At 68.7% G+C, this 26,483-nt stretch carries 30 protein-coding genes; 11 read left to right on the top strand and 19 right to left on the bottom strand.

What is annotated here, in order from left to right; translation table 11 throughout:
- Positions 1 to 315: 315 nt before the first annotated feature.
- The 3 genes from JQ639_RS28105 to JQ639_RS28095 all read right to left on the bottom strand — a co-directional run bounded on the left by JQ639_RS28105 (position 316) and on the right by JQ639_RS28095 (position 3,225).
- A complete protein-coding gene (locus tag JQ639_RS28105; RefSeq protein WP_211962618.1) occupies positions 316 to 1,491 on the bottom strand; it encodes a 4-hydroxybenzoate 3-monooxygenase in 1,176 nt (391 codons plus the stop codon).
- Positions 1,492 to 1,737: 246 nt separating this feature from the next.
- Complete coding sequence (locus tag JQ639_RS28100) at positions 1,738 to 2,181, bottom strand: abscisic acid-deficient protein Aba4 family protein (RefSeq protein ID WP_211962616.1); 444 nt, start codon at positions 2,179 to 2,181, stop codon at positions 1,738 to 1,740.
- Positions 2,182 to 2,295: 114 nt separating this feature from the next.
- The gene (locus JQ639_RS28095; RefSeq protein WP_211962614.1) at positions 2,296 to 3,225 is read right to left on the bottom strand and encodes a LysR family transcriptional regulator; all 930 of its coding nucleotides are present in this window, start codon (positions 3,223 to 3,225) and stop codon (positions 2,296 to 2,298) included.
- Positions 3,226 to 3,326: 101 nt separating this feature from the next.
- Here JQ639_RS28095 and JQ639_RS28090 point away from each other — a divergent pair, with 101 nt between their 5' ends.
- Both JQ639_RS28090 and JQ639_RS28085 read left to right on the top strand, forming a co-directional pair.
- Entirely contained in the window at positions 3,327 to 4,214 is an 888-nt protein-coding gene (locus JQ639_RS28090) for an NmrA family NAD(P)-binding protein (RefSeq protein WP_211962611.1), read from the top strand.
- A 70-nt stretch (positions 4,215 to 4,284) separates the two neighbouring features.
- Positions 4,285 to 5,538, top strand: coding sequence for an MFS transporter (locus tag JQ639_RS28085; protein ID WP_211962609.1), 1,254 nt, complete (start codon positions 4,285 to 4,287; stop codon positions 5,536 to 5,538).
- Here the strand turns inward: JQ639_RS28085 and JQ639_RS28080 are convergent.
- Positions 5,522 to 5,743: a hypothetical protein gene (locus tag JQ639_RS28080; RefSeq protein WP_211962608.1), complete on the bottom strand. Its 222-nt coding sequence runs from the start codon at positions 5,741 to 5,743 to the stop codon at positions 5,522 to 5,524. The genes JQ639_RS28085 and JQ639_RS28080 overlap by 17 nt on opposite strands.
- 340 nt (positions 5,744 to 6,083) lie before the next feature.
- On the opposite strand from JQ639_RS28080, the gene JQ639_RS28075 reads away from it, so the two are divergent.
- Entirely contained in the window at positions 6,084 to 6,296 is a 213-nt protein-coding gene (locus JQ639_RS28075; protein WP_211962607.1) for a hypothetical protein, read from the top strand.
- Positions 6,297 to 6,535: 239 nt separating this feature from the next.
- Here the strand turns inward: JQ639_RS28075 and JQ639_RS28070 are convergent, their stop codons facing one another.
- Entirely contained in the window at positions 6,536 to 7,267 is a 732-nt protein-coding gene (locus JQ639_RS28070) for an alpha/beta hydrolase (RefSeq protein WP_211964893.1), read from the bottom strand.
- 206 nt (positions 7,268 to 7,473) lie between these two features.
- Between JQ639_RS28070 and JQ639_RS28065 the strand changes: the two genes are divergently transcribed.
- Positions 7,474 to 7,917, top strand: a complete 444-nt coding sequence (locus JQ639_RS28065; RefSeq protein ID WP_211962606.1) for a MarR family winged helix-turn-helix transcriptional regulator — start codon at positions 7,474 to 7,476, stop codon at positions 7,915 to 7,917.
- Positions 7,918 to 7,998: 81 nt separating this feature from the next.
- Here JQ639_RS28065 and JQ639_RS28060 read toward each other — a convergent pair whose 3' ends face one another.
- The 11 genes from JQ639_RS28060 to JQ639_RS28010 form a co-directional block, all read right to left on the bottom strand.
- The gene (locus JQ639_RS28060) at positions 7,999 to 9,450 is read right to left on the bottom strand and encodes an NAD-dependent succinate-semialdehyde dehydrogenase (RefSeq protein ID WP_211964891.1); all 1,452 of its coding nucleotides are present in this window, start codon (positions 9,448 to 9,450) and stop codon (positions 7,999 to 8,001) included.
- Between the two features lie 30 nt (positions 9,451 to 9,480).
- A complete protein-coding gene (gene gabT / locus JQ639_RS28055) occupies positions 9,481 to 10,752 on the bottom strand; it encodes a 4-aminobutyrate--2-oxoglutarate transaminase (RefSeq protein WP_211962605.1) in 1,272 nt (423 codons plus the stop codon).
- A 364-nt stretch (positions 10,753 to 11,116) separates the two neighbouring features.
- Positions 11,117 to 12,004 (bottom strand): LysR substrate-binding domain-containing protein, encoded by an 888-nt coding sequence (locus JQ639_RS28050; protein WP_211962604.1) that lies wholly within the window; start codon positions 12,002 to 12,004, stop codon positions 11,117 to 11,119.
- Positions 12,005 to 12,419: 415 nt separating this feature from the next.
- The gene (locus JQ639_RS28045) at positions 12,420 to 12,671 is read right to left on the bottom strand and encodes a copper-binding protein (RefSeq protein WP_371745019.1); all 252 of its coding nucleotides are present in this window, start codon (positions 12,669 to 12,671) and stop codon (positions 12,420 to 12,422) included.
- Between the two features lie 53 nt (positions 12,672 to 12,724).
- Positions 12,725 to 13,231, bottom strand: coding sequence for a cupredoxin domain-containing protein (locus JQ639_RS28040; RefSeq protein ID WP_371744977.1), 507 nt, complete (start codon positions 13,229 to 13,231; stop codon positions 12,725 to 12,727).
- A gap of 49 nt (positions 13,232 to 13,280) precedes the next feature.
- Positions 13,281 to 14,624: a multicopper oxidase family protein gene (locus tag JQ639_RS28035; protein ID WP_211962599.1), complete on the bottom strand. Its 1,344-nt coding sequence runs from the start codon at positions 14,622 to 14,624 to the stop codon at positions 13,281 to 13,283.
- A 288-nt stretch (positions 14,625 to 14,912) separates the two neighbouring features.
- Entirely contained in the window at positions 14,913 to 16,319 is a 1,407-nt protein-coding gene (locus JQ639_RS28030; RefSeq protein ID WP_211962597.1) for a TolC family protein, read from the bottom strand.
- Positions 16,316 to 16,603, bottom strand: a complete 288-nt coding sequence (locus JQ639_RS28025) for a hypothetical protein (protein WP_211962595.1) — start codon at positions 16,601 to 16,603, stop codon at positions 16,316 to 16,318. The genes JQ639_RS28030 and JQ639_RS28025 overlap by 4 nt, the downstream gene beginning before the upstream one ends.
- A gap of 72 nt (positions 16,604 to 16,675) precedes the next feature.
- Complete coding sequence (locus JQ639_RS28020; protein ID WP_211962593.1) at positions 16,676 to 17,212, bottom strand: hypothetical protein; 537 nt, start codon at positions 17,210 to 17,212, stop codon at positions 16,676 to 16,678.
- Between the two features lie 155 nt (positions 17,213 to 17,367).
- The gene (locus JQ639_RS28015) at positions 17,368 to 18,213 is read right to left on the bottom strand and encodes an outer membrane protein (protein ID WP_211962591.1); all 846 of its coding nucleotides are present in this window, start codon (positions 18,211 to 18,213) and stop codon (positions 17,368 to 17,370) included.
- Between the two features lie 400 nt (positions 18,214 to 18,613).
- The gene (locus JQ639_RS28010) at positions 18,614 to 20,356 is read right to left on the bottom strand and encodes a CocE/NonD family hydrolase (protein ID WP_249122824.1); all 1,743 of its coding nucleotides are present in this window, start codon (positions 20,354 to 20,356) and stop codon (positions 18,614 to 18,616) included.
- Positions 20,357 to 20,529: 173 nt separating this feature from the next.
- On the opposite strand from JQ639_RS28010, the gene JQ639_RS28005 reads away from it, so the two are divergent.
- Positions 20,530 to 21,162, top strand: coding sequence for a TetR/AcrR family transcriptional regulator (locus JQ639_RS28005; protein ID WP_211962589.1), 633 nt, complete (start codon positions 20,530 to 20,532; stop codon positions 21,160 to 21,162).
- A gap of 27 nt (positions 21,163 to 21,189) precedes the next feature.
- Here the strand turns inward: JQ639_RS28005 and JQ639_RS28000 are convergent, their stop codons facing one another.
- Positions 21,190 to 21,861 (bottom strand): TetR/AcrR family transcriptional regulator, encoded by a 672-nt coding sequence (locus JQ639_RS28000; protein WP_211964880.1) that lies wholly within the window; start codon positions 21,859 to 21,861, stop codon positions 21,190 to 21,192.
- Between the two features lie 167 nt (positions 21,862 to 22,028).
- Here JQ639_RS28000 and JQ639_RS27995 point away from each other — a divergent pair, with 167 nt between their 5' ends.
- The 4 genes from JQ639_RS27995 (at position 22,029) to JQ639_RS27980 (ending at position 23,886) form a co-directional block, all read left to right on the top strand.
- The gene (locus JQ639_RS27995) at positions 22,029 to 22,295 is read left to right on the top strand and encodes a hypothetical protein (RefSeq protein ID WP_211962587.1); all 267 of its coding nucleotides are present in this window, start codon (positions 22,029 to 22,031) and stop codon (positions 22,293 to 22,295) included.
- Positions 22,296 to 22,492: 197 nt separating this feature from the next.
- Positions 22,493 to 22,780, top strand: a complete 288-nt coding sequence (locus tag JQ639_RS27990) for a hypothetical protein (protein WP_249122822.1) — start codon at positions 22,493 to 22,495, stop codon at positions 22,778 to 22,780.
- Between the two features lie 181 nt (positions 22,781 to 22,961).
- On the top strand, positions 22,962 to 23,372 hold the full coding sequence (locus JQ639_RS27985) for a hypothetical protein (RefSeq protein ID WP_211962585.1): 411 nt from the start codon (positions 22,962 to 22,964) through the stop codon (positions 23,370 to 23,372).
- A gap of 52 nt (positions 23,373 to 23,424) precedes the next feature.
- Positions 23,425 to 23,886 carry a hypothetical protein gene (locus tag JQ639_RS27980; RefSeq protein WP_211962583.1) on the top strand — a complete coding sequence of 154 codons (462 nt, stop codon included), beginning with the start codon at positions 23,425 to 23,427 and terminating at the stop codon, positions 23,884 to 23,886.
- Between the two features lie 3 nt (positions 23,887 to 23,889).
- Here the strand turns inward: JQ639_RS27980 and JQ639_RS27975 are convergent, their stop codons facing one another.
- Both JQ639_RS27975 and JQ639_RS27970 read right to left on the bottom strand, forming a co-directional pair.
- Positions 23,890 to 24,681, bottom strand: coding sequence for a shikimate dehydrogenase family protein (locus tag JQ639_RS27975; protein WP_211962580.1), 792 nt, complete (start codon positions 24,679 to 24,681; stop codon positions 23,890 to 23,892).
- Entirely contained in the window at positions 24,678 to 25,508 is an 831-nt protein-coding gene (locus JQ639_RS27970; protein ID WP_211962578.1) for a sugar phosphate isomerase/epimerase family protein, read from the bottom strand. The genes JQ639_RS27975 and JQ639_RS27970 overlap by 4 nt, the downstream gene beginning before the upstream one ends.
- Here JQ639_RS27970 and JQ639_RS27965 point away from each other — a divergent pair.
- The gene (locus JQ639_RS27965) at positions 25,485 to 25,697 is read left to right on the top strand and encodes a hypothetical protein (protein WP_211962576.1); all 213 of its coding nucleotides are present in this window, start codon (positions 25,485 to 25,487) and stop codon (positions 25,695 to 25,697) included. The genes JQ639_RS27970 and JQ639_RS27965 overlap by 24 nt on opposite strands.
- A gap of 71 nt (positions 25,698 to 25,768) precedes the next feature.
- Positions 25,769 to 26,449 (top strand): NIPSNAP family protein, encoded by a 681-nt coding sequence (locus tag JQ639_RS27960; protein WP_211962574.1) that lies wholly within the window; start codon positions 25,769 to 25,771, stop codon positions 26,447 to 26,449.
- Positions 26,450 to 26,483: the final 34 nt, after the last annotated feature.

The raw sequence follows: 26,483 nt of genomic DNA, 5'->3' as shown, positions 1-26,483 counted from the left end.
TTGCCGGGCTTGCCCCGGCAATCCAGCTTCCTCGCAACCCGCCGAAAGCTTTTGAAGCTGGATCACCGGGTCTCGACGCTTCGCGTCGGCCCGGTGATGACGCTGAGTATGACGGCACACTCCGTCTCTCCCCTCATCCTGAGGAGCCCGCACAGCGGCCGTCTCGAAGGATGAATGCCCATACGCTGACCGGAGACAGCAGGACAGGGCGCATCCCCTCGGCCTCATGGTTCGAGACGCGCAGCCTTAAGGCCGCGCTCCTCACCATGAGGAGGAAAGTCGAGCCGTCCTGAGAGCGCGCATCATCGCGCCCCCTCAGATCGGCTCGAACGGCAGGCCGACATACTGCTCGGCGATCGCCGTCTGCGCGGCGCGGGAGGTGTGGAGGTATTCGAGTTCGGTGAGCTGCAGCCCGCGTTCGAACGGTGAGTGCTCGGGGAATTTGTGCAACAGGCCCGTGAGGCGCGTGGAGAAGCCGACCGCCTTCCACACCCGCTTGAGGCAGTGCTCGGAATAGCGGTCGAGCTTGTCGCGCCGGCCGCTCTTGTAGAAATGGCTGACCGCGCCGGCGAGCGCGCGGACGTCGGCGACGGCGAGGTTGAGGCCCTTGGCGCCGGCCGGCGGCGTGATGTGGACGGCATCGCCGGCAAGGAACAGGCGGCCATACTGCATCGGGGCTGCGATGAACGAGCGCAGGCGCGCAAGATCGCGCTGGAAGATCTCGCCCTCGACGATCTCGGTACGGCCCTCGTCGAACATGCGGGCGTGCAGCTCGTCCCAGAACTGCGCGTCGGACCAGCTGTCCGGATCCTCGTCGGCGCCGACCTGCAGGTAGAGCCGCGACACCTGCATCGAACGGCGGCTGCACAGCGCAAAGCCACGATCGCTGTTGGTGTAGGTCATGTCCGCCAGCGGCCGCGAGCGCGACAGCACACCGAGCCAGGCGAAATCATAGACGCGATCGAAGACGCTGAGCTTGTCCTGCGGAATCGCGGCGCGGCTGACGCCATGGAAGCCGTCGCAGCCGGCGATGAAGTCGCACTCCAGCGTCTGATCTTCGCCGTTGTGGGTGAAGCGGACGCGCGGTCGCTCGCCGTCGATGTCGACGAGTTCGGACACCTTGGCCTCGAACAGCAGCGGCTGGGCGGCGGCAACGCGCGCGGCGATCAGGTCCTTCACCACCTCCTGCTGGCCGTAGATGATGACGCGCTTGCCGGTCAATTCCGGCAGGTCGAGATGGATGGTCTTGCCGCGAAAGCGCATGTCGAGACCTTCGTCGATCATGCCCTCGCGATGCATGCGCGCGTCGAGCCCCAGCGCGCCCAGCGTCTCGATCGTGCCCGGCTCCAGCACGCCGGCGCGCACCCGTCCCTCGACATAGTCGCGGCTGCGCGCCTCGAGCACGACGCAGTCGATGCCGGCACGGTGCAGCAGATGCGAGAGAAACAGTCCGGCCGGGCCGGCGCCGATGATTCCAACCTGAGTGCGCATGTCTTGATCAGCCTTGCTGGCCGACGCGGCAACCGCCGCCCCGGCCGAAACGTGAGGAGTGCAGGCTGCAGTCTGCCGCCCCCGGCCTGTCAGGCAAGGCGAAATGCAAAATACGCTGATCGAAACTGCTTATCGGGCTCCGGCGCCGTCCGGCCCGCGGGGCTCATGCACGGGCGATTGCCGCGGCCTTGCGGACGGCATCGTTGCGCATGCCGGCGACCGGCCGCGCGGCCGCGTGCCTGCGCATCACGACGCCGCCGCGGTCAGCCGCGGGACGACCGTGCGAACGACAATGAAGCCGAGCAGACCCGCCGGCCCCGCCACGCAGGTCAGTACCAGGCAAGGCACGATCAGCCACGGCGACAGATCGAACTGGTCGCTCTCGTGCACGATCCAGGCCCCGACGAACAGGTCGAAGGCGAGATAATGCAGCCAGCCGGCGGCAAGCGCGGCATCGTCGGCGAGCAGCGCGCGCAACTGTGTCAGCGAACCGAAGCCGCCATGCAGGCCGTCCCACCCCCGCGAGAACAGCATCACATAGGCAAGCGCGAGCAGGCCGGGAATGATCACGGTCGCGATCGTCCGCGCCACCGGCAGCGCCGAACGGACGAACAACGCGAGCACAAGCCCTCCCCAGCCTGCCAGCGCGGCGGCGGTGGCGATGGGGACGACGGAATGGGCATCGAGCACGGCGGGTCGCTCCTGTTGCGGCGGGCGCGGCGCGACGCGCCGGCGAAGATCAACGCCGCAACCTCGCCGCCGGACCTTGCATCAGCATTGTGCCGTGACAGCTCCGCTGCGCGATCACACCGGCGCGTCGACGTCACGCGCCAGCTCCGCCGCAAGATGGTCGATGAAAAGCCGCGTTCGTGCCGCAAGCAGCTTGCTTGGCGGCCACACGGCATGAATCGGCACCGGGGGCTGCTTGTAGTCCGCAAGCAGGATCTCGATCGCGCCGGCCTGCAGCAGCGGCCGCAGCTGCCACAGCGGCGCGACGCCGAGCCCGAGCCCTTCGGCCACCGCGGCATGCACCGCCGTGGTGCTGTCGGAGCGGAACGCGCCGTCGACCCTCACATGGGTGAGCTTGCCGTCGATCACGAACTCCCAGCGATGCGGGTCCGGATCCGTGGTGCGGATCACGCAGGCATGGTCGGCGAGATCGCGCGGATGCCGCGGGCGGCCGCGCGCGGCGAGATAGGACGGCGCGCCAAACACCACCCGGCGCTGCGCGCCGAGACGCCGCGCCTTGAGATCGGTGTCGCCGAGCTCGCCGATACGAATGGCAAGATCGAGCCCTTCCTCGGCGAGATCGACGAAACGGTCCGACAACCGCAGGTCGACCAGGACGCGCGGATGGCCCGCCATGAAGCGCGCGATCAGCGGCACCACGAAGATCGGCGCGAACAGCACCGAGGCGCCGACGCGCAGCGTGCCCGACGGCTCGGCGCCGCGGTTCGCGGCCTCCAGGCCCGCGTCCTCGATCTCCGACAGCGCCGGCTTGACCCGCCGATAGAATGCAAGGCCTGCCTCGGTCGGCTGGGAATGATGGGTGGTCCGCCGCACCAGTTCGACACCGAGGGCGCGCTCCAGCGCCGCAAGTTGCCGGCTCGCGGACTGTAGCGGGCGGCCGAGATGGCGCGCCGCCGCGGTCAGGTTGCCGTGCTCCACGACGGCCAGGAAGGTCATGATCTCGTCCAGCCGCTTCGGTCCGGACTGGGATTTGCGCGACTTCATGTCTGGTCTCTCGATTTATGAGAGACCATCTCAGAAAATGTCCGACTACTCAACAAATCCGGGACTCTGCCAACTGCGCTGCAGCATCACGGAGACCCCTCATGTCGACATCCCCTGCCAAGATCCTGGTCATCGGCGCCGCCGGCCGCTTCGGCGGCCTGGTCGCCGCCGCGCTCGCCCGCCGCGGCGCGACGGTCCGCGCCCTGCTGCGCGATCCCGCGCTCGAGGCGGTCGCCCGCGCCAACGGCGCCGGCGAGATTGCGATCGGCGACCTGCGCCGCCCCGACCGCCTGCAGCCGGCGCTCGCGGGCATCGACGCGGTGTTTCACATCGGCCCGGCGTTCGTCGCGGACGAGGCCGAACTCGGCGTCGCGCTGGTCGACGCCGCGCGGTCCAGCGGCGTGCGCAAGATCGTGTTTTCCTCGGTGATCCATCCGACCAATGGCGATCTCGCCAACCACCGCAGCAAGCTGCCGGTGGAGCAGGCGATCTTCACCTCGGGGCTCGACTACACGCTGCTCTATCCCGCGACGGTCTATCAGAACCTCGCCGCCGCCTGGCCGGCGATCCTCGCCACCGGGGCGTTCGCCGAGCCGTTTGCCGCCAGCGCGGCGCTGGCGCGCGTCGATTACCGCGACGTCGCCGAGGTCGCGGCGGAGGCGCTTACCGGCGACCGCCTCAGCGGCGGCGCGTTCGAGCTGTGCGCCGACGAAATGCTCGATCGTTACCAGATCGCGGCGACGATCGGCGCTGTGCTGGGCCGGCCGATCGCCGCCGCCGAGCTCGACTTTAGCGCATGGGCCGAGCTGGCGCGGCCGCCCTACGACGCGCGGCAGCTCGCGCAACTCGAGCGCGTGTTCGCCTCCTATTCCAGCTACGGCTCGCGCGGCAACAGCCTGACGCTGAACGCCATCCTCAAGCGGCCGCCGCACACCCTGCGCGACTACGTCGAGCATCTCGCCCGCACCCACGGCGCGGCGGCGGCCTGATCCGCGGCCGGCGCACCGCCGCCGCCTGCATCGCTCCCACTCCAGACCATCTTCGTCCCAGGGATCTGTCATGTCGTCTTCCTCGACGTCGCCGCCACCGGCGATAACGACCGCACGCGTCCTGTTCCTCACCGCGGCGATCGCGGTCATCGTCTCCAACCTCTACGCGTCGCAGCCGCTGATCGGCCTGATCGCCCCGGCACTGGGCCTTGGCCCGGCGGTGGCGAGCCTCACCACGACGGTGACGCTGTTCGGCTATGCCGCGGGCCTCGTGTTCCTGGTGCCGCTGATCGATATCGTCGCGCACCGCCGGCTCATCGTCACCACGCTGGCATGCGCCGTCGCCGCGCTGCTGCTGAGCATCGCCGCGCCGACCGCGGTGCTGTTCCTGATTGCCTCAGCCGCCATCGGCGTCACCACCACCGCCGTGCAGATGCTGGTGACGGTCGCCGCCTCCCTCGCCCCGGCCACCGATCGCGGCCGCGTGGTCGGCACCGTCCAGAGCGGCATCGTCATCGGCGTGCTGCTGTCGCGGCCGGTCGCAAGCCTTGTTGCGGAGTTCTGCGGCTGGCGCGCGTTCTATGCCCTCACCGCGGCATCGATCGCCGTCATCGCGCTGGTGCTCGCACGCATGGTCGATGCGCGGCCGCCGGCGCGACGCGCCAATTACCTGGCGCTGGTGCGCTCGCTCGGTCCGCTGATGGTGAGCGAACCCGTCCTGTGGCAGCGCGCGCTCAACCAGATCCTGCTGATGGGCGCCTTCAGCGCGTTCTGGACTGCGGTGGCGCTGCGGCTCGCCGCTCCACCGTTCGACCTGGGGCAGCGCGGCATCGCGCTGTTCGCGCTCGCCGGCGTCTCCGGCGCCGTGATCGCCCCGCTGGCGGGGCGCATTGCCGACCGGGGCTGGTCCGCGCCCGCCACCACGCTCGCCCATGTGACGGCGCTCGCCGGCATCGTGGTCGCCGGCCTTGCCGCCGACGGTCCCTGGGCCGTGCATGCATCGGCCGCCGCGCCGTCTGTTTCACTCGCCGCGCTGACGCTCGCGGCGGCGCTGCTCGATCTCGGGCTGTTTGCCGACCAGACGCTGGGCCGCATCGCCATCAACACCGTGCGGCCGGAAGCGCGCGGACGCCTCAATGCGCTCTACACCGGACTGTTCTTCATCGGCGGCGCGGCAGGAGCCGCGCTCGCCGGCCTCGCGTGGGACTGGCAGGGATGGGCCGGCGTCTGCTGGGTCGGTCTCGGCTTCACGCTGGCGGCGCTGATCGCCGGTCGCTGCATGCGGCCGCGGCCATCGCGCGGTCCGGTCACAGCGCGCCCTTGAGCTTGCAGGCGGTGGTGCAGGTCAGCGTGTTGCCGTGTTCGCAGATTTTGCAGCTCTGGACACACTGATCGAGGTTGCGCGGCGCCGGCGTGCCGGTGAGGCCGGCCGTACACTGCTTGATCGAACTCGTCGTCTCGGTCTCGGGTTCGCAGGCAGCGAGCCCAAGCATCGACACGACAACGAGCGGAACCAGCATCCAGCGCATCGCCATCCTCCGGGTCGGATTCGCCGGCCGGGAGACTCATTCATGACAGGTCATCATATTATACCGCGTGCTGTCGCAGCTCCAGCGACATCGCGCGGTCGTCACGCTGCGACACTACCAGCCAGGAATTAAGACAAGCATTAAGACGCGCACGAGAACCACATTAAGAAGCGGCGTTCGTCGCCTGCCGTCCTCCCGGGTTCCCGCGATCGCGACCATCGCAGCCCTTGAATGCAGCGCAAAAACGGGTATGTCACCGGGGCCGCCTGCGCCATGCGTCCGCCCGGGACGTTGGCCGATCGTTCAGACCCCGTCGCATTCCAGTTACGAGAGCATGTCGATGAAGAAGCACGATGTTGAGGTGTTCCGCGAGGCCGTCGCGCTCGCCGCCTCGGGCGACCACGCCGACTGGCGCAGCGTCCAGGCGAAGCTGGTGGAGAAGGGCTATCGCCGCGCGCCCGACCTGCTCGACGGCAACAAGATCCGCGCCATCATCGACGCGCAGTGCGCCATCGGCCGCGCGCCCAAAAAGAAATCCGACAAGAAGCACTGAGCGTCGCGGCTCTCGCCGCAGCAGTCGCCTCGTCCCTCTCCGATCCATGATGTCCCCACACCGTCCGCCCGCGCGCGACGCTTGGTGTCGACACGACCATCTCCGCAGCAACGACGCCAAAGGCTCCCGGGGCTGAGCCCCCGGGAGCCTTGGTGTGGAAGTCTTGGTGCGGAAGTCTTGGTGCGGAAGTCTTGGTGCGGAAGCGTCCGTTGATGGAGGTGCGGGCGCTCGCCGGCCTGTTATCTGGCGTCGGCGGAACCGCGGGCGGCCTGTTCGATCACCGCGGCGACGGCCTTGGGCCGCGACACATAGATGGCGTGGCTGCTGGCGACTTCGGTCACCGTCGCCTTGGCGCGGGCAGCCATCGCGCGCTGCGCCGCCGGCGGGATCATGTGATCGTCGGTCGTGACCAGATACCAGCTCTTGTGCGTCTTCCACGCGGGTTGCGTCACGGCGCCGTTCAGCGCGGCGACACCCCACGGCACCTGCGCATCGGCCATGAATGCAGCGAGCTCCGGCTTGACGTCGGCGGCGAAGGCGGCCGCGAACTTCGCCTTGTCGAGAAGCAGATTGCCGTTCTGCGGCGGCAGGACCGGCGGCACCGGCGCACCCGGCACGGGATGGGCGATCAGCGAGCCGACCGACTCGCCCTGGTCCGGCGCGAACGCGGCCACATACACAAGGCCCGCCACCTTCGGATCGTTGCCGGCCTCCGACACCACTGCGCCGCCATAGGAGTGCCCGACCAGGATGACCTTGCCGTCGGCGTTGGCGATCGCCTGCTTCGTCGCGGCGACATCGTCGGCCAGCGTGGCGGTCGCGTTCTGCACGATGGTGACCTTGTAGCCGTCCTTCTTCAGGATGTTGTAGACGCCTTCCCAGCCCGAGCCGTCGACGAAGGCGCCATGAACCAGGATCACCGACTTGATGGCCGTGTCGGTGCGGGCAGGTTGGGCGTGGGCCTGGGGCATGATGGCCGCGGTGAAGCTGAGGGAGACGGCGGCAGCGAGGGCCTTGCGGATGACGGACATGACAAGCTCCTTTTAATTTTTGCGATAATTATTATCGCGATAATTAATTGATAGCTGAGCTCACGACCCCTGTCCAGATAATTCTTATCGCGATAATAATTTTTGTGATAAGGTCATGACAAATATGGTTTTCAGGGAACCGCCCGATGCCCGCCCCCGTCATTCCGCTTGACCAGCAGCTGTGTTTTTCGCTGTACGCGACCTCGATCGCGATCAACCGCACCTACAAGCCGCTGCTCGACGGCCTGGGCGTCACCTATCCCCAGTACCTCGTGCTCAGCGCGCTGTGGGAGAATGACGGCCAGACCATCTCCGCGATCGGCGAGCGCCTCGCGCTAGAGCCAAGCACCATCACCCCGCTGGTCAAGCGGCTGGAACAGGCGGGCTTCATCGCCCGCCAGCGCAACCCCGCCGACGAACGCCAGGTGGTGGTCAGCCTCACCGCGCAGGGCAAGGCGCTGCGCGCCGAGAGCGGCTGTCTGACGGAAACGCTGCTGCAGCGCTCGGGCCTTTCGGTCGAGCAGATCGTCGATCTCAACGATCGCGTGCGTGCGCTCAACAAGGCGCTGACGGAGCACATGCCCGATTGATCGCGCGCCGCGCACGATCCAGCAAACGCAAATGCCCGGCGCAAGGCCGGGCATTTTTCATGTCGTCGCAGCGTTGTGGCGTTACGTGTCGAGCCCGCCGAGCAGGATGTACTTGATGTCGACATACTCCTCGATGCCGTGGCGCGAGCCTTCGCGTCCCAACCCCGATTCCTTGACGCCGCCGAACGGCACGACGTCCGCGCCGAGCAGCGCCGAGTTGACGCCGACCATGCCGGACTCCAGCGCCTCGGCGACGCGGAAGACGCGACCAAGATCGCGGGCGTAGAAATACGCTGCAAGGCCGTAGGGCGACGCATTGGCCTGCGCGATGACATCCGCCTCGTCCTTGAAGCGGTAGACCGGTGCGACGGGACCGAAGGTCTCTTCCTCGGTGACGATCATGTCGGTGGTGATGCCCGACAGCACCGTCGGCTCGAAGAACGTGCCGCCGAGCGCGTGACGCTTGCCGCCGATCACGACCTTGGCGCCCTTGGCGGTGGCATCGGCGACATGGCGCTCGACCTTGTCGATCGCTTCCGTGGTGATCAGCGGGCCCTGCGTCACGCCGTCGTCGATGCCGTTGCCGACCTTCAGCGTCGCGACCTTCGCCGCGAGCTTGGCGACGAACGCGTCATAGATGCTGTCCTGGGCATAGATGCGGTTGGCGCACACACAGGTCTGACCCATGTTGCGGAACTTGGACACCAGCGTGCCTTCCACCGCGGCGTCGAGATCGGCGTCGTCGAACACGATGAACGGCGCATTGCCGCCGAGCTCGAGGCCGACCTTCTTTACCGTGGACGCCGCCTGGCGCATCAGGATCTTGCCGACCTCGGTCGAGCCGGTGAAGCTGATGGCGCGCACCAGCGGATTCTCGGTCAGCACCTTGCCGATCGCCGGCGCGTCGCCGGTGATGATGTTGAGGATGCCGCCGTCGATGCCGGCGCGCTCCGCCAGCACGCCGAGCGCGAGCGCGGTGAGCGGCGTCTCCGGCGCCGGCTTGACCACCACGGTGCAGCCGGCGGCGAGCGCCGGCGCCACCTTCCGGGTGATCATCGCCGCTGGGAAATTCCACGGCGTGATCGCGGCGACGACGCCGACCGGCTGCTTGATGACGAGGGTGCGCGAGTCGGCGCGATGCGAGGGAATGGTCTCGCCATAGATGCGCCGCGCCTCCTCGGCGTAGAACTCGACGAACGAGGCGGCGTAATCGATCTCGCCCCTGGCTTCGCTCAGCGGCTTGCCTTGCTCCGAAGTGAGGATCAGCGCGAGGTCGTCGCGGTTGGCGAGGATCAGGTCGTTCCAGCGGCGCAGCCGCGTGGCGCGCTCCTTGGCGAGCAGCTTCGACCACTTCGGAAACGCCGCGCCCGCGGCGCGCACGGCGGCGAGCGCCTCGCCAGCGCCGAACCGCGGCACTCCGCCGACGCGCTCGCCGGTAGCCGGATTGAGCACATCGTCGACCGGCGTGCCCGTCCATTCACCGCCGATCAGGCAGCGGTCGGTCAGCAGGGTCGGATCCTTGAGGGTCAGCATGGTCATCAGTCCTTCAGTTATCAGCCTGCCTCAAACCGCGAGGCAGCGCTCCAGAATGGCAAGGCCTTCGTCGACGATGGCGTCGGAGGCGGTGAGCGGCACGAGGACGCGGATGGTGTTGGCGTTGGTGCCACACGACAGCAGGATCAGGCCGTTCTCATGGGCGCGCCGCGTCACGAGCTTGGCCGCCTCCGCGTCCGGCTCGTCGCCGCCGCGATGCTTGAGAAGGTCGAACGCGATCATCGCGCCCGGACCGCGCGGCGGCGACATCGGCCGCAGGGTGTTGGCACGGGCGAAACGCGCGATCGCCTCGCGCAGCCGCGCGCCGATGGCATTGGCGCGGGCCACGAGATTCTCGCGCTCGAACACGTCGAGCACCGCGAGCGCGGCGGCGCACGCCAGCGGATTGCCGGCATAAGTGCCGCCAAGGCCGCCGGGTTCGGCGGCATCCATGATCACCGCGCGACCGATGACGCCCGACAGCGGCAGACCTCCGGCGAGGCTCTTGGCGACGCAGATCAGGTCGGCCTGGACGTCGTAGTGCTCCATGGCGAACATGGTGCCCGTGCGGCCGAATCCGGTCTGCACTTCGTCGGCGATCAGCACGATGCCGTGTTCGTCGCAGATGCGGCGCAGGCCGCGCATCAGTTCGACCGGCGCCTGGTGGAAGCCGCCCTCGCCCTGCACCGGCTCGATGATGATGGCGGCGACCCGCGAGGCGTCGATATCAGCCTTGAAGATGAAGCCGATGTGGCGGAGCGCATCCTCGACCGAAACATCGCCGACGGGAAACGGCACGTGCCAGACATCCGGCAGCGCCGGGCCGAGACCCATCTTGTAGGGAATGACCTTGCCGGTCAGCGCCGACGCCAGCGCGGTGCGGCCATGGAAGCCGCCGGTGAAGGCGATGACGCCGCTGCGGCCGGTGGCGGCGCGGGCGATCTTGACCGCGTTCTCGGTCGCCTCCGCGCCGGTGGAGAGGAAAATCGACTTCAGCGGGCCGTTGATCGGCGCCAGCGCGTTGAGGCGCTCGGCGAGCGCGATATAGGGCTCATAAGGCAGCACCTGGAAGCAGGTGTGGGTGAAGCTGTCGAGCTGATCGCGCACCGCCTGCATGACATGGGGATGGCAGTGGCCGGTGTTGAGCACGGCGATGCCGCCGGCGAAGTCGACATAGCGCCGTCCCTCGACGTCCCACACCTCGCTGTTGCGCGCCCTCGCCGCGAACACCGGCGTGGCATGACCGACCCCGCGCACCACCGCCGCCTGCCGCCGCGCCAGCAACTCCGCATTCGCCGTCATCCACGTCTCCCTGTCATCCGCGACAGGAAACGTAAGCACCGCTGGCCGGCGGACAATCAGCTTCTCCGTCGGCTCTGGTGACCTGAATGCACCAATGCGGGCGCCGTCGGTCCCCGATGTCGCAGCACTCATCCGGGTCACGGGTTCAGGCTTTTGAAAAAATGCACCGAGGGCACCGGCGCCTGCCGCTCATGGCGGGGGGCGCAAAGCGCCGTCTCGAACCATGAGGACACGGCGTCGCCAGACCACCATCCCTCGAGACGCCTGCTGCGCAGGCTCCTCGGGATGAAGCAGAATGCGTGCGGGCGATCGCCCGTATCCGGGGCCTCGCAACACACCACCGACCTCGCCGGACGGCGCCGCGTTACACCGCGAGCGCCTGCTTGAGCCAGTCGCGCAGCGCGGCGATGACGGGATCGTTCCAGCGCTCTTTGAGCGCGACGAGCTGATAGCTGCCCATGTAGACCGCCGAGGTCATCACCTCGACGAGGGTGCCGCTGCCGAGATCGTCGGCGACCAGCACGTCGTTGGCGATGGCGACGCCCTGGCCGAGCCGCGCCGCTTCGATCGCCAGATGCGCGTGCCACAGCCGCTGGCCGCGCAGCGGCGGCACGACGTCGATGCCGGCGAGCGCGAACCAGCGCTCCCACTGCTCGGTGGATTCCTCGTGGATCAGTGCGATGGCGGCGAGATCCGAAAGGCTCGACAGCGCCGGATAGCGCGCCAGATAGGCCGGGCTCGCCACCGGAAACACCCGCGGCCGCACCAGAGGCTCGGCCATCAACGCACCGCGCACCTCGATGACATCGGCGAACACGATCTCGGCATCCGCCTCGCCGCGCGCGAGATCGGGATGCGACAGCGTCGGCTGCAGGTTGACCTCCCAGTTGCGCGGCGGTCCCGTCAGTTCCGGCAGGCGTGGCAGCAGGCGGCGGTTGGCGAGGCCGGGTATGCACCAGATGTTCAGCGCCGGCCGCGTCGCCGGGCGCACCGCGACGGTGGCGCGCGCGATGATGTCGAAGGCCTGCGAGATCTGGGCATGAAACGCGACGCCCGCCTCGGTCAGCGTGACGCCGCGACCCTCGCCACGCACCAGCACGATGCCGAGGCTCTTCTGCAGGTTCTGGACATGGCGGGACACCACCGTGTGGCTGACGGCGAGTTCGTCCCCGGCGGCGCGCACGCTGCCGGTGCGGCCCACCGCTTCGAATGCACGGAGGGCAATCAGGGGCGGAAGACGCGGACGGCTCATGGCCCGGTCGTCACGGCCGCGGCCGGCGCTGTCATCGCGGTGGGGTGACCCATGGCTTGTCGTGCGTCTCCGTCAACGCCGCCGGCCTCTCGCGCCGGCGGCGACGCCCTTGTGGCACACACGCGCGCCAACCTCAAATGGCAGGCCGGCGCGCGGTCCCACGCTGGATGGGAGAGCTGGAATTGGCCCGCCAGGCCGTCGTGATCTGAGGTTCAATCGAATTGATCCGTGACCCTGAGGTGGTCCCGCGCAGCGGGACCCTCGAAGGGCGACGGCCCGAGTACCAACGCATCGGCCGTCCATCCTTCGACGCTCGCGCTGCAAGTCGTGCTTACACGACTTGCAGTTTTGAAAAAGGACGTAACCCGGCTTTGCCGGGTTACTGCGCACCTCGGGATGACGGATTGGGCCCGTTCTACCGCGCCTTCTCCAGCCGCGTGATGGTGAGGCCGGCCGACGTGCGCACGACCTCGAACTGCACGCGGTCACCGACCTTGACCTGTTTCAGCAGCCCTGTGTCCTGGACGCGGAACACCATGGTCATGCCATCGTCGTCCATGTCGAGCGCCTTGATCGGTCCGTGCTGGAGCGTGACCTTGCCGGCGGCCTCGTCGATCTTGCGCACCTCGCCCTTGACCAGCGCCTCGGCCAACACGGCGGACGTCATCGAAACGGATGCGGACAAGCCTAGCGCCATCGCCAGCGTTGCGGGAGTGAACTTCATTTGCGGCTCTCCTTCTTCGGGGCATGATGATCGGCGCTCGGCGCCGGCTTGACCGTGACAAGGCCGATCATGCCGTCCTCGCGATGACCGGGGATGAGGCAGGCGTATTCGAACGTGCCGGTTTTCGTGAAGCGCCAGAGAATTTCGCCATTGGCCTTCGGCGCCAGGCGCAGGCCGTTGGGCTCGTCATGCTCCATGTCCGGATGCTTCTTCATCACGGCGGCGTGCTTGAGATTGGCCTCGCGCGTCGCCAGCAGGAATTCGTGCGCCTCGCCGCCGGCGTTGCGGATGACAAAGCGGATCTGCTCGCCCTGCACGACATCGACGGTGACCGGCGAGTACATGCGGTCATCCATGATCACTTCGATGACGCGCGACGGCTTCCGCGGATCGCCCGGCTCGCCCGCCGGCGTCGCTCCGCCATGATGGTGGCCGGAGGCGGCGAGCGCCGGGGCGGCCGCAAGGCCCGCCAGCACGGCGAGTGATCTGATCCAGAGTGTCATTGGCATTGCTCCTGTTAGGCTGGGTAGGGGTGGTGGGGAAAGCGGATGGTCACGTGCGCGGTTTCGCCGCGCCCTTGCTGCTGTCGGGCAGCGGCGCCGCAGGCGCGGCCGCCGGCGGCGTTGCGATCTCGTAGGCCACCGTGCCGGCGGGATGAGCGTAGGCGCCGGGATCGCGGTAGTCGTTGGCGGCAAGGTCGGCACGCACCTTCATCACCGTGAACATGCCGCCCATCTCCAGCGGGCCGAACGGGCCGCTGCCGGTCATCATCGGCAGCGTGTTGTCGGGCGCGGGCATCTCCATCTCGCCCATCGCCATGCCGGTCGAGCCCATCACCATGGCGTCGGGTGCGAGGCGTCGCACCGCGCGCGCGATGTCTTTCCTGGGCACGCCGATGAGATTGCGCATGTCGTGCCCCATGGCGTTCATGGTGTGGTGCGACTTGTGGCAGTGGAACGCCCAGTCGCCGGGATTGTCGGCGGTGAAGTCGATCGCGCGCACCGCGCCGACCGGAACATCGGTGGTCGTCTCCGGCCACTGCGCGCTCTCCGGCACCCAGCCGCCGTCGGTGCACGACACGCCGAACTTGTGCCCGTGCAGATGGATCGGATGGTTGGTCATGGTGAGGTTGCCGATGCGCACCCGCACCCGGTCGCCGAGCCGCACCGGCAGGGCATCGATGCCGGGGAACACCCGCGCATTCCACGTCCACATGTTGAAGTCGGTCATCTCGTTGACCTTGGGCAGGTAGCTGCCGGGATCGATGAGATAGCTGCTCATGATGAAGACGAAGTCGCGGTCGACCGGGCGGAACGTCGTGTCGCGCGGATGCACGACGAACATGCCCATCATGCCCATCGCCATCTGCACCATCTCGTCGGAGTGCGGGTGGTACATGAAGGTGCCGCTGTGCCTGAGCTCGAACTCGTAGACGAAGGTCTTGCCGGGCTTGATGTGCGGCTGCGTCAGGCCGCCGACGCCATCCATGCCGTTCGGCAGGATCAGGCCGTGCCAGTGCACGGTGGTGTGCTCGGGCAGGTGGTTGGTGACGAAGATGCGCACCGTGTCGCCTTCCACCGCCTCGATGGTCGGCCCCGGCGCCTGGCCGTTATAGCCCCACAGATGCGCGGTCATGCCGTCGGCGAAGCTGCGCACCACGGGCTCGGCGACGAGATGGAATTCCTTCCACGCGCCGTTCATGCGCCATGGCAGCGTCCAGCCGTTGAGCGTCACCACCGGGCGATAGTCCGGCCCGCTCGTCGGGGCGAGCGGCGGCTGGGTCGTCGCCTTGTCCATCACGGCCGCCTCGGGGATGGCGGCGGCCTGCGCGCGGCCGCTGACCGCGCTGACGCCCGCCAGCGCCGCGGTGCCGATGAAGTTACGTCGGGAAAGCATCAGGAATCTCCAAACAACAGGTCATTCGTCGTGGTTCGTCGCCCAACCCCACTCCTCATGGTGAGGAGCGCCGCAGGCGCGTCTCGAACCATGAGGCCAAGGCTGTGCACCAAGGCCGTGCACCAACGCCGTGCCCCGCCCTCGTCCTTCGAGACGCCTGCTTCGCAGGCTCCTCAGGATGAGGTCGGGAGTGAAGGCGGCGCGGAGTCCGGATGAGCGCAGCGATATCCGGGGCCGCTTTCGTCGTTCCCACCCGGATGTCGCAGCGCTCATCCGGGCCAGGGGTCATCATTCCGCGGCGGCCGTCGTCGCCGGTCGCGCCTCTGCCGCATCGCCGCGCCCGCCGCCATGGATCGCCGCCGACAGATCCGCCTGCGCCAGGAAGACATCGCGCCGCGCAGCGATTGCCGCACGCTGCGCCGCGACGCGCTGGCGCGCCTCGGTCACCAGCGTGAACACGTCGACCTGCATGCCGGAGAAGCGCAGCTGCATCTCCTGGGCGATCACCTTGCGTAGCGGCAGAACTTCGCTCTGATAATGCCGGGCGATGTCATGGGAGGCCCGGTAGGCGCGGTAGGCCTCGCGCGCCTCGGAGCGCGCGCGGATCGCCTGGTCCGCGAGGCGATCGACCGCCGCGTTGTAGGTCTCGGCCGCCTGGCGCACGCGCACCTCGCCGCCGTCGAACAGCGGCACCTGCAGCTGCACGTCGAGGCCGCGTTCGCGCAGCGTGCCGCCGCCCTCGCGCGTGGTCTTGGCCACCCCGGCGAGATCGAGCAGCGACACGAAGCGGCTCGCCTGGGTGAGATCGAGCGAGCCGGCGAGCGCGGCGAGCGAGCGCCGCGCCGCCTGCAGATCGGCGCGGCGGCTGATCGCCGCGACCTCGACCTCCGGGAGCGTCGGTGGTCGCGGCAGCGCCGGCAGGGCCTGCGGCAGGCGATAGGCGAGATCGTCCCCCCACAATCCCAGCAGCCGCGTCAGCGCCTCGCGCGTGCGCATCGCGTCCTGGCGGGCGGTGGCGAGCTCCGCCGTGGTCTCGGCGTAAAACACCTGCTCGCGCGCCTGGTCGAGCTTGTTGAGACCACCGGTTTCGCCGAGCTTCGTCGCGAGCTGCGCGATCGCCTCCGCGGTGTCCTTCGTCTCCGCGAGCAGCGCCACGAGTTCGCTCGCGGCGACGGCGCGCGCATGGGCGCGGCGCACGTCGGCGGCGAGCCGCAGCGTCGCCTCGACCGCGCGCCACTGCGCGGCAGCAAAGCGCTGGCGCGCGATTTCCGAGCGCGCCGGCAATGTCGCCAGCGCCAGGATGTCGACCACGACCTGGCGTTCGATCTCGACCGCGCCGCCGCCAGCAATGCGCGACAGCGACAGCGTCGGATTCGGCGGCAGGCTCTCCTGGACCTGGTCGGCCTCCGCGAGCGCGAGCTCGCTGTAGGCGGCCTGCAGCGCGCGGTTGCTCAGCAGCGCGACGCGCACCGCATCATCGGCCGCAAGCGGCTTGCGCAGCAGCGCCCGCATGCGGTCCCCTGCCTCGGCCGTCGCGCCGGCGTCGCGCCGCGCCACCGTGTCCTCACCGATCGCGGCCTGCGTCGCCTGCGACACCACGGCCATGCCGCGATCCGGCGAAAACGATGCACAGGCCGACAGCATCGCCAGCGACGCCGTCGCGGCGATGAGAGATGACCAGCGCCGCATGGTCATCGCTCCCCGCTGTCCGGCGTCACGCGCCGGTTCTGCGCCGGCCACGCCGCCGGCGTCTGCGGCCGCAGCGATTCGTAGCGGTCGATGACCGGCGCCGCGCGCACCGGCGCGACGCGCGCCGCAGGATCGGCCGGGTCGGCGCCGATGGCCGGGCGCGGCGGCGTGCAGCCGCCGGCCGCGACCACCGCGGCGACGGCGGCCGCACGGCCGATGAGGAACAGGGGATGGATGGCCGCGCCCGAACGGACGGCGGCCGCGGCTGACGCCGCAGGTTGCGCTCGCATGAAAAATCCCGAATCTCGATGGCACGGAAAGCGCGCGCTCAGGCGAGCGCGACGCGGCAGCGTGACGTCGGATCAGGCCATGGGGGGACGGTCGCGCCGCGACGGCGCGGCATCGCTGAGGCTGCGGGCAATGTCGGGCGTGCGACGCGACGTCACCGCGGCGGGAAGCGCAAGTTCGGCAGGGGCTGCCGGCAGCGCGCTGAGACACATCATCGCGCAGCACGGGCCGGGCGAGGTGTGGTGATGGGAGGATGGGCGATCGCCGCTGTCCGGCGCCGCGGCGACATCCGTTGCCATGGCGGTCATCGAACCGTGATGGTGATCGCCGCCCGGGGCGGCGGCGTGGCCGGGGCCATCGCCAGGAGCGGTGTGACCGAGACCCGCGTGTTCATGCCCGGCCACATGCGCTGCTTCGGCATGATACGTGGGGGTCGCGATAACCTGCTCGATGCACGGCGCGGCCCGCGCCGGATCGGCGGCGAGCGTCAGCGACAGGCCCGGCAGCAGCACACAGGTGAGGTAAAGCAGCGCAAGGCACCAGCCGGCGCGCAGCCGCGCGGTCCGGGTCAGGCCCGGACGCGTCCGATCGCTCGCTCCTCGCAGGCTCATGCGCATGGACGGAGCATACCCCACCCCGGTATGAGCGCAAGCCCCCGGATTGCGGCACCCTCGCCCTCGACAAAAAGGCCCGGCACGAGGCCGGGCCAGTTTCTGGGTTGGGAGGAGACGATCGAACGTGACGCGATGATCCCTTGGTGACCAGCCTAGTACTTGGCCAGGATCGGGCTGAAGCTGTTGAAGTGATAGTTGATACCGACACGCGCACTGTCGAAGTCGTGCTTGAAGCGGTAGGTCGCGAACGCGCCGCCCGGGAAGTTGATGGGGTCGGTGGCGTTCACACTGGTACGGCCGAGGTCGACATGGAGATATTCGCCCTTCAGGCTCCAGCCCGGCAGGAAGGCCCACTCGATGCCGGCACCTGCGGCCCAGCCGACCCGCGTATCGCTCTTGCTGCCGACGAACACGCCGGAGGTATTGGGCGTGTAGATATTGCTGATGCTGCTCTTGGCTTCGCCATAGGCGAGACCGCCGGTGGCGTAGAACAGCACGCGGTCGGCGGCATAGCCGACGCGGCCACGGAAGGTGCCGAACCAGTCGATGCGATCGCGGCCGGTGGAGACGCTCGGGACGATGCCGCCGCCGCCGGGGAAGACCACCGTCGAGGCGCTGCCGATGCTGGCGCCCTGGATGTCGGTCTCGAGGCCCCAGACCCACGGTCCGGTCTGCCAGTTGTAGCCGATCTGGCCGCCGCCGAAGCCGCCGTTGTGCTTGACGCCGAGCGCACGCGGCGTGCCGCCCGCGACCACAGCCGGGGTGAAGTCGTTGCCGGCGGGAGCTGTCGAGAACGCAGCGAGCTTGCCGGTCGAAGAGCCGCCGAAGGAACCACCACCGTTGACGCCGATGTACCAGCCCGTCCAGGTGAAGATCGGTTCGACGATCGGCGGCGCCTTGGTGTAGGGGCGCGCGGCGAGGTCAGCGGCCGACGCCGAGCCCGCGACAGTTGCGATGCCAACCAGGGCGACCGCGGTGGAGAGCAAAACCTTTTTCATCTGCAATTCCCCCTGATGACGACCAACATTCGCAAAATGACTGGAGTCATCCTATGCCAGGCGTGCACGGAATTCTGTGTGGCTGCAGCAACACTCGACAAGTTCCGTCAGGTTTTGCGCGGTGATAGTTATGCCTGTGCCGCAATGGTTTTCGCTCCATCTACGACAGCACTCCTGCTCGATCGACAGGCAATCGCAGGCAACAGGAGATTGTCTTGCTACGAACGGACGCTCGTCCGTCAATCCGCGCGTGATGATCTCCGCAGATCTACGTACAATCGCTCACATGCCGCCACATCGTACGATCGCGGGATCTGCGCCCGGTGCAGGGCTGACGATGATCTCGCGCGCAACCAATGAAGGGACGGAGTGACGCGACAAAGTCACTCCGCCCTGTCCGTCACCGGCTGGTGGGGATTCGCGGCAGCAGCAGATAGGACTCTTGTCCTTCGCCGGAGGCGATGGTGTTGGTGCCTCCATAAAGCGCGGCATCGCGGCCGACATGCAGGAACGGCCCCGATCCCTTGAACGGTCCTTCGAGGCCGGGCAGCTCCCAATCCCTGCCCTGCACCGTGAGCGCGAGCCGATAGCCCGGGGGCACGACGATGCTGGTCGCCCAGATCTCGATGTCGACTTCATACGCCTGCCCGGGCGTCATCGGCTCGGCGACGAGATGCGGATGATAGGGCCGCGCCTCGGTCGAGCGCGCGGCATCGAGCTGACGATGCGACACGCGCAGCCAGCCCTGCGACACCGGCGCATGCGGCTCCGACGCGCCGTCGAAGGTGACGTCGTGGCCATTGGGATCGATCAGCCGCAGCGTGGCGAACACGTCCATGTCGGCGGTGCTCGACTTCACCCACAGCTTGAGCTTCACCGGCCCGGTGAACTCGGTCGCCTCCGCGAACGGCGCGGTGGTGAAGGTGAGGCCTTCGCCCGACGCATCATAGCTGCGCTCGGCGGTCACCGGTGTCTTGCCGGCAGCGAGACCGCCGTCCGCGGCATCGAGATAGTAGCGCTCCCACCGCGTGCCACGCAGCGGCCACTCGCTCTCCGCCCGCCAGGTCACACCGTCCGGCCGCCGGATCGCCAGCGTGATCGGCGCCTCCTGATCGAAGCCGTTTTGCTCACCCTTCAGGAAACGATCGAAGAAACGTTTCTGCAGCGCGAGTGAATCCTCTGCATAGAACGGCGCGTGATGATCGCCGGTGTGGATGCGCAGCCATTTCTGGGCGCTGCCGGCGGCAAGATAGCCCTCGATGTTGCCGCGGCCATGCAGGCCCTGCCCGCCCCAGTTGCCGACCGACAGCAGCGGCACCTCGATGCGCGCGCCGTCCGGCGTGCGCTCCTGATAATACGCGCCATCGAACGGCTGGCGCAGCGACGCCTCCGCCGGCTCGATGCGGTTGACCCGAAGCAACGACGGCGGCAGCGGCGCGCCGGTGGCGACCGCGCCGGTCAGCGCGTCGCGATAAGGTGTGTCGCCATTGCCATGCTGGTTGATCGCGACCTGGCGCGCGAACCACATGGTCTGGAATGCGGTGCTGGGGATGCCGCCATGATGGGAGACGTCGCGGTAATGATCGAACGCGCCCTCCCACGGAATGATCGCGGCAAGGCCTTCCGGCCGGCGCGCCGCGACCTGCCACTGGTTGATGGCGTAGTAGGAGATGCCGAGCAGGCCGACCTTGCCGCTGCTCCAGGGCTGATGCGCGGCCCAGCCGATCAGCGTCGCATAGTCCTCGGTGTGGCGCGGCGCGAACGGATCGAGCAGCCCGGGCGAAGCATTGCTGCCGCGCGAGTCGGCGTGAATGATGACATAGCCGTCCGGCACCCAGCGCTCGGGATCCGGCGCCTCCCAGCGGATGAGGCGGCACGACGAGGTCTTGCACAGCTCCGGATTCCTGATCAGCAGCTTCTTCCAGGCCTCCTGATAGGCCGGTGCTTCCGCGTCCGGCGTGTCCTTGCCATACGGGCCGTGCAGCATCACCACCGGGAAGCGGCCCGGCTTGTCCGGGCGATAGATGTTGACCCGCAGCGCAAGGCCGTCGGTCATGGTGACAGCGACATTGTGTTCGATGATCATGCCGGGCACGGAGATGGCGGCCGGCTCGGCGGTCGCCGTCGGGATCACTGCTGTCATGGCAAGGACAAATCCTGTTGTCAGAAGGGTGGCCGGGTGCAAGCATCGGCGAAACATCGGCGGTTCCCTCGCGGCTGGTGATGGCGCGCGATCGTCAGGCTCGCGCAGCGCATCCTCGGCGGCACGGTGGAGGCCGGCAACTCGCGTTTCCATGCGGCGCAAGGGAGGATTGAATGCTCAGGAAAGCCCCGAAACAGGCGCGTTCGGAGCAGATGATCGCCTGCATCCTCGCCGGTGCAACTCGCGTTTTGAACACCGTGCCGCTGGCGGAGGCCACCACCAACCGCATCGCCGAGGTCGCCGGCGTCAGCATCGGCTCGCTGTATCAGTACTTCGGCGGCAAGGAGGCGATCGCGGTGGCGCTGCTGCGCCAGCACCTCGACGACACCGTCGGCCTGCTGCGCGACACGCGCCTTGCGTCAAGGGGCCGTTCGGCCAGGACGCGGCTGCGCCTGCCGTTCGTCGAAATCCTCAACGACCATTGCGGCGCGCAGATGCTGCATCTCAACCTGATCCGCCTCGCCGAGACGGCGCGGCCGTCCGTCGAATTCCAGCACTGCATCGCGCAGATGGTGGACGAGATCGCGCTGGCGCTGACGGAGGAATGTCCCGACGCCGGCGCCGACGAGATCCGCCTGACGGCGACGCTGCAGCATCGCAACGCCACCTTGCTGGCGCATGCCGCGGTGGCGCATCCCGCACTCGCCGGCGACGGCCGCATCCTCGATCATTTCGATGCGCTGTGCGCCGCCAACCTCAAGGCGCTGCGCGGACCGCGCCGCACGCGGCGGCGCCTGCACGCCTGAGCAACGCGGCAGCGAACGGCGCGCGCGTCAGACGGCGCAGCCGTGCAGGAACAGCGAGGCGCAGGTGCACACACGCTTTTCGGTGGCCTCGCGCGTCGGCAGCGGCTGGTGGCCGAACAGCGCGGCGCGCTGCGGCGCGAAGGCGAGCATGCCGATGAGGATGCCCGCGGCTTCCTCGGCGTCGTCGAACTCGATCAGGCTGCGCTGGCGGCGCGCGCGCAGCCAGTCGGCCAGCGCCGCCACCGAGCGCCGCATCGCCTTCTGATAGAAGGTTTCCGCCATTTCGGGCACGCGATCGCCCTCCGCCAGCATCACGCGCTGCAGGGCGATGACCTCCTCGTCGAACATCATTTCGGCGCACACGGTCAGCGCCGCCCGCAGCGCCATCTCGACGTCCTGGTGCTCGCAGGTCTGCAGGCTGACCTGCTCAAGGAAGCGGTCCATGCGCGCAGTCAGCATCGCCTCGAACAGCGCGGTCTTGTTGGGCACGAGGCGATAGAGCGTGCGGGTGGAGATGCCGGCGCCGCGCGCGACGGTCTCCATGCTGGTCGCGGCGAAACCCTTCTCGATGAACTGGTGACGCGCCACCTCGAAGATGATGGCCCGGGTCTCGTCGTCCGAGCGCAGCTGCGGCCGGCCGCGGCAGCGCCGATCGTCGAGTTCGGCGGTGGTCTGCCGACTCTCTTGTGTCGCCTTCATGTCAAACCCTCCCGGCCAGCCATGCCTTTCGTTCGTGCCTGTCATTCCATTGACAGAAGGCATGTGGTGACTATTTTGGAAAATATCAAGTTTCCAAAAATACCGCTCCTCGCCATCATCGTCAATATTTGAATGATTGCAAGGGGATAATACCCGGGAGCACGCCAGTGCCCGATCCATCAACGCTTCATCTGACCGCCCCTGCCGCCCCGCGCGGGCTGCTTGCCAGCCTGCTCCGTGCCGCGTTCATCGCCGGCGCCGCTTTTGCCGTCCTCACATTCGCGTGGCTGGCATTCGACGACGCCATCACCGTCGACCTCGACGCCTACGAGCCGGTCCTCACCCTGCAGACGCCGGCCCACGGCGTCTGCCGCCTGCCATCGCGTCCGGCCACACTCGACCACCGCCCGGCCAGCCTGCTCGAGAACATCTGACCACCACGGCCCGTTAACGAATCGCTCACCATCCCATGATGTCGGCCCTGCCCGCGGGGCGCCTCGCGGCATCGTCCTTATGACGTTCCTATGCGGCGACCGCGCCGCCCGTCTCGAATTCCTATGGCCCCGATGCCACGTTTTCCGCGCCGGCCCGGACTCACCCGGACCGGCATCAACGTGATCGGAAGACCATCATGGACTCGACCAAACCTCCCTCGTGCGGCGCCGCACTGTTCCTGATCGGCCGCAATCGCCGCGGCCAGTGGGTCGCGCAGGCGCAGAACGGTCTCTACGGCGGCTTGTTCATCAATCGCTCCGAAGCCGTGCGCTACGCGCTGTTCGAGAACGGCCACCACCCCGAAGCCATCATCACGGCGCCCGACGTCATCGAACTCGACCTCTCCGGGCCCGCCCAGAGTTCCCTCCTCGATCGCGCGCCGCCATCGGCGCAGCCACCGCTGCCCGTGCGCCACGCGGCCTGACCGCTCCCGCGCGACACCGGCATCGCCACATCTCCACAGCCTTCCATGAACTTGCCGGCATGTACGGACATGATCCCGCGCCGTTCCACTGTCTTGATCCCGGCGCAGGTTGCCGGCGGCAACGCTGCCCGGATCGGACCGCCGATCCGGAGCCGCGCGCGCTGCGCGCGAGGGAGGCTGCATGGTGTTCGCGATCAAGGCCCAGGTGGCGAGCCCGCCGCTGACGACACTGGCGTTTCCGTCACAGAAAACGATGTATGGCGGCAAGAACATCGCCGAGGGCGACACCGTGTTCGTGTTCGCCAGCGAGAACGAGGGCGGCCAGGGTCTGATCGCCCGCGCCGTCGTCATCTCCGCGGAGGCGCTGACGCGCAAACCGGGGCTCGCGCGGCAGACGCCGCGCGTCAGCATCCGCGTCACCTGCACGGCGCTGGCGCGGCGGCGGCTCGGCCGCAACGAGCTCAAGCCCTATGCCGACTGGGACGACGGCCGGCCGCAGACCGAGCTGAACTTCAAGTTCTATCGCCAGGCCACCAACAAGATCGTCGGCATCTCCGACGAGACCGCCGCGTATCTCGACGGCTTCTTCTGACGCGGCCCGCGCGTCGAATGACGCCGGCGGCGCCGGCATGACCCACGCGCCAATGTCGTCTCTCTCACCGAACGAGGCCACAGCGTCCGCCGCGGACGAAGGCGATGCCGCCCACGCCACCGCCCTGCGCGGCTGGCTACTGGCGCTGCTGCGCCTCGCGGTAACCCATGACGACATGGATCGCGCCGAGGTGCTCACCGCCGCGCGCGGGCTCGACCGCCTCCGCGCACCGAAGGGCGCAGCGCCGTCGTTCCGCTTCTTCGCCGATCTCAGCACCACGCTGTGCACGGCGATCGTCGACGCCGCGCGGCCCGATCGCCGTGATATCCTGCGGCGGCACATCGGCCGCATCGCCGACCTGCGCCTGCGCCGCGCCTTCGCCGCGGCCGTCGACATCGAGCCGGCGACGGCCACCGACCGCTCGCCGACGCCGGCGAACCGCACGGCACCCCAGCGATCATCCGGCGGTCGCGCCGCCCCGCCGCGCGCCGCGCTGTGGCGCGGGCTGGGCTGACGCTCAGCCGCCGAGATAGAACTCGGCCATCAGCGCCAGCGAATTCTCGAACATGCCGACGCCGGTGAAGATGCGGCAGCCTTTCGCGCGCGCGATCGCGAGCTGCGGCGTGATCTCCGGCACGGTGATGACATCGCCGACGAAGGTCTGCGGCCGCAGCCGGTCGGCGTCGAACGGCAGGGGATCGTCGGCGCGCATGCCGCGCGGGGTGGCGTTGATCACCAGATCGAACGGCGCGGGATCGGCCGAGCCGGCGACGATCTTGCCGGCATGGACCTGCGACAGCCGCGCAATCAGCGCATCGCGCTTGGCCACGTCCGTATCGTGCACCGCGAGCGATGCCGCGCCGGCATCGAGCACGGCGAGCGCGATCGCACTGCCGGCGCCGCCGGCGCCGACCAACAGCGCCCGGGCGCCCTGAAGTGTGCACCCCGACGCAGCGAGGCCGCGGACATAGCCGAGGCCGTCCACCATGTCGCCGTGCCAGCCGTCGGCGCTGCGCCTGACGACATTGACCGCGCCGAGAAAGCGGCCGCGGTCAGACAGCGTCGTGCAGCGCGCGGCGGCGGCGAACTTGTGCGGCACCGTGGCGATGAAGCCGGCAACGTTCTGCACCATCGCGAGCGCCGCGATCGCGCCATCGATCTGCGCGGGCGCGACATGCCAAGGCACCACCAGGATGTTGTGGCCGCGGCGGGCGAACTCCGCCGACAGGCCGGCGGGTGCCTTCACCTGGCCGATGGGATCGCCGAGAATCGGAATGAGGCGGCTGGCGCCGTCGAGCTGAACGGTCATTGCGGGTCTCCAGGGGAAGCCAGAGCGCCGAGCGGCGCGAGGGCGAGCGCGGCAGCGCGCGCCTGGCGCGCCTGCTCGGCAAAGGACAATGCGGCGCGGCGGCCGTCCGGCGCCTCGATGCCGACGGGCACATCGGCCGCGACCGCGCCGAGGAAGGCGGCGAGCGGCAGGCCACCTTCGCCGGGATAGCAGCGCTCGCCGCGCGCCTCCCGCTTCATGCCGGCGACGTCCGGCGGCGGCACGGCGGGCGCATCGCACAGATGCAGGTAGTGGACGAGGCCCTGCGGCAGCGCGGCAAGCTGCGCCGGCGTGCCGCCCGAACGGCTGAGATGCAGCGCATCGACCAGCAGCCCCGCATTGGGCTGCGCCGCCGCACGCACGACGCTGGCGGCATCGTCGAGGCTGGCCACGGTGCTGTAGGGAATGAATTCGAGCGAGGTCTTCAACCCGTGGCGCTGTGCCAGCTCGCTGAGCGCGGCGAAGCGCTCGACAAGCCGAGTACGCTCCGGATCGTTGCCGACCACCACCACATAGGTCGCGCCGAGCTCGGCGCCGAACGCGAACGCCGGCGCAATCGCGGCGATGTCGGTGTCCGGCGTCAGCCAGAACGCCTCGATGTCGAGCACATTGAGGCCCGTCTCGGCAAGGCGCGCAAGGATGTCGCGCTGGTATGGCTTGTCGCCGATCACCGGCCGCATCGGCGCATCCGGTGTCGGGGGCACGATGCGCAGGCCGACATGGCTGAAACGCGCCGCGGCCGCGGCATCGATCAGGGCGAGCGCATCGGCTGATATCAGCGTCAGATGCGCGAGGGAGAGAATTCGCAAGGCGCGGGCTCCTTCTCCGCGGCGTGCGACGCGCCGCGGCTTTGGACCGCGACCATCGGCAAGGCGCCGCGCAAGATCAAGATGGGTGTGCTGGCGCAAATCCGCCCGCAGGGCGGCACGGACCGCGCGGCGGAACGCCGCTGCCAGCACCGCGATATTGACAGCGGCGCCGCCAGCTGTAAACAATAATCGCTCAAACGTGCGATTATCGCACAAATTGATCCGACAAGAAATCATCATATCCGGGAGGACGGCCGCCGATGGGCCACCTGTTTCTGCACGAGACACTCGACCCGGTGCGCGCCGCCGGCGCGCACACGCGCTATCTCGACGAACTCGACGAGGTCGTGCGCCGCGAGGGCAATGCCGAAGGCTCCGCCGGCGGCGAATGCATCGCCGCGTGGGCGCCGGTGTTCCTGACCGGCGACTGGCCGCGCATCGTCACCTTCTGGGAGATGCCCGGCGGCTGGGACGGCTTCGGCCGCCATTTCGATGGCCACAACGATCTCTTCCACAAGCCGCTGGAGCGCTGGTACGGCGAGCGCACCGGCGGCTTCGACCGCGTGCTGGAGGGCACGGACTTTACGCCGAACCGCGCGGAGATCGCGGCGACAGCGCTGCGCGCCCCGGTGGTGCTGCAGGAGATCGTGAGCCTGCGCGCCGGCGGCGCCGACGACTATCTCGCCCGCCTCGGCGACGCCAAGGCGGCGATCGAACAGAGCTGTCCGTTCGGCATCATCGGCGGCTACCGCACGGCATTTCGCCACGGCACCGAGGCGCTGCTGCTGTGGCGCTTCCCCGATATGACGACGCTGACCCGCGCCGAGCGCCGGCCGGCGGATTTTCCGGCCTATGCCGCCTTCCTGGAGCGCGTGCGGACCCAAACCGTCACCCACACCGGGCTTGTGCTGCGGCCCACCACATGGTCGCTGTTGCGCTGACGCGCAGCGCAGCCAGCCCCTGATACTCTTCGCA

Source organism: Bradyrhizobium sp. U87765 SZCCT0048, from assembly GCF_018131225.1.
Taxonomy (GTDB): Bacteria; Pseudomonadota; Alphaproteobacteria; order Rhizobiales; family Xanthobacteraceae; genus Bradyrhizobium_A.
This window is presented reverse-complemented; position numbering and strand designations above follow the sequence as displayed.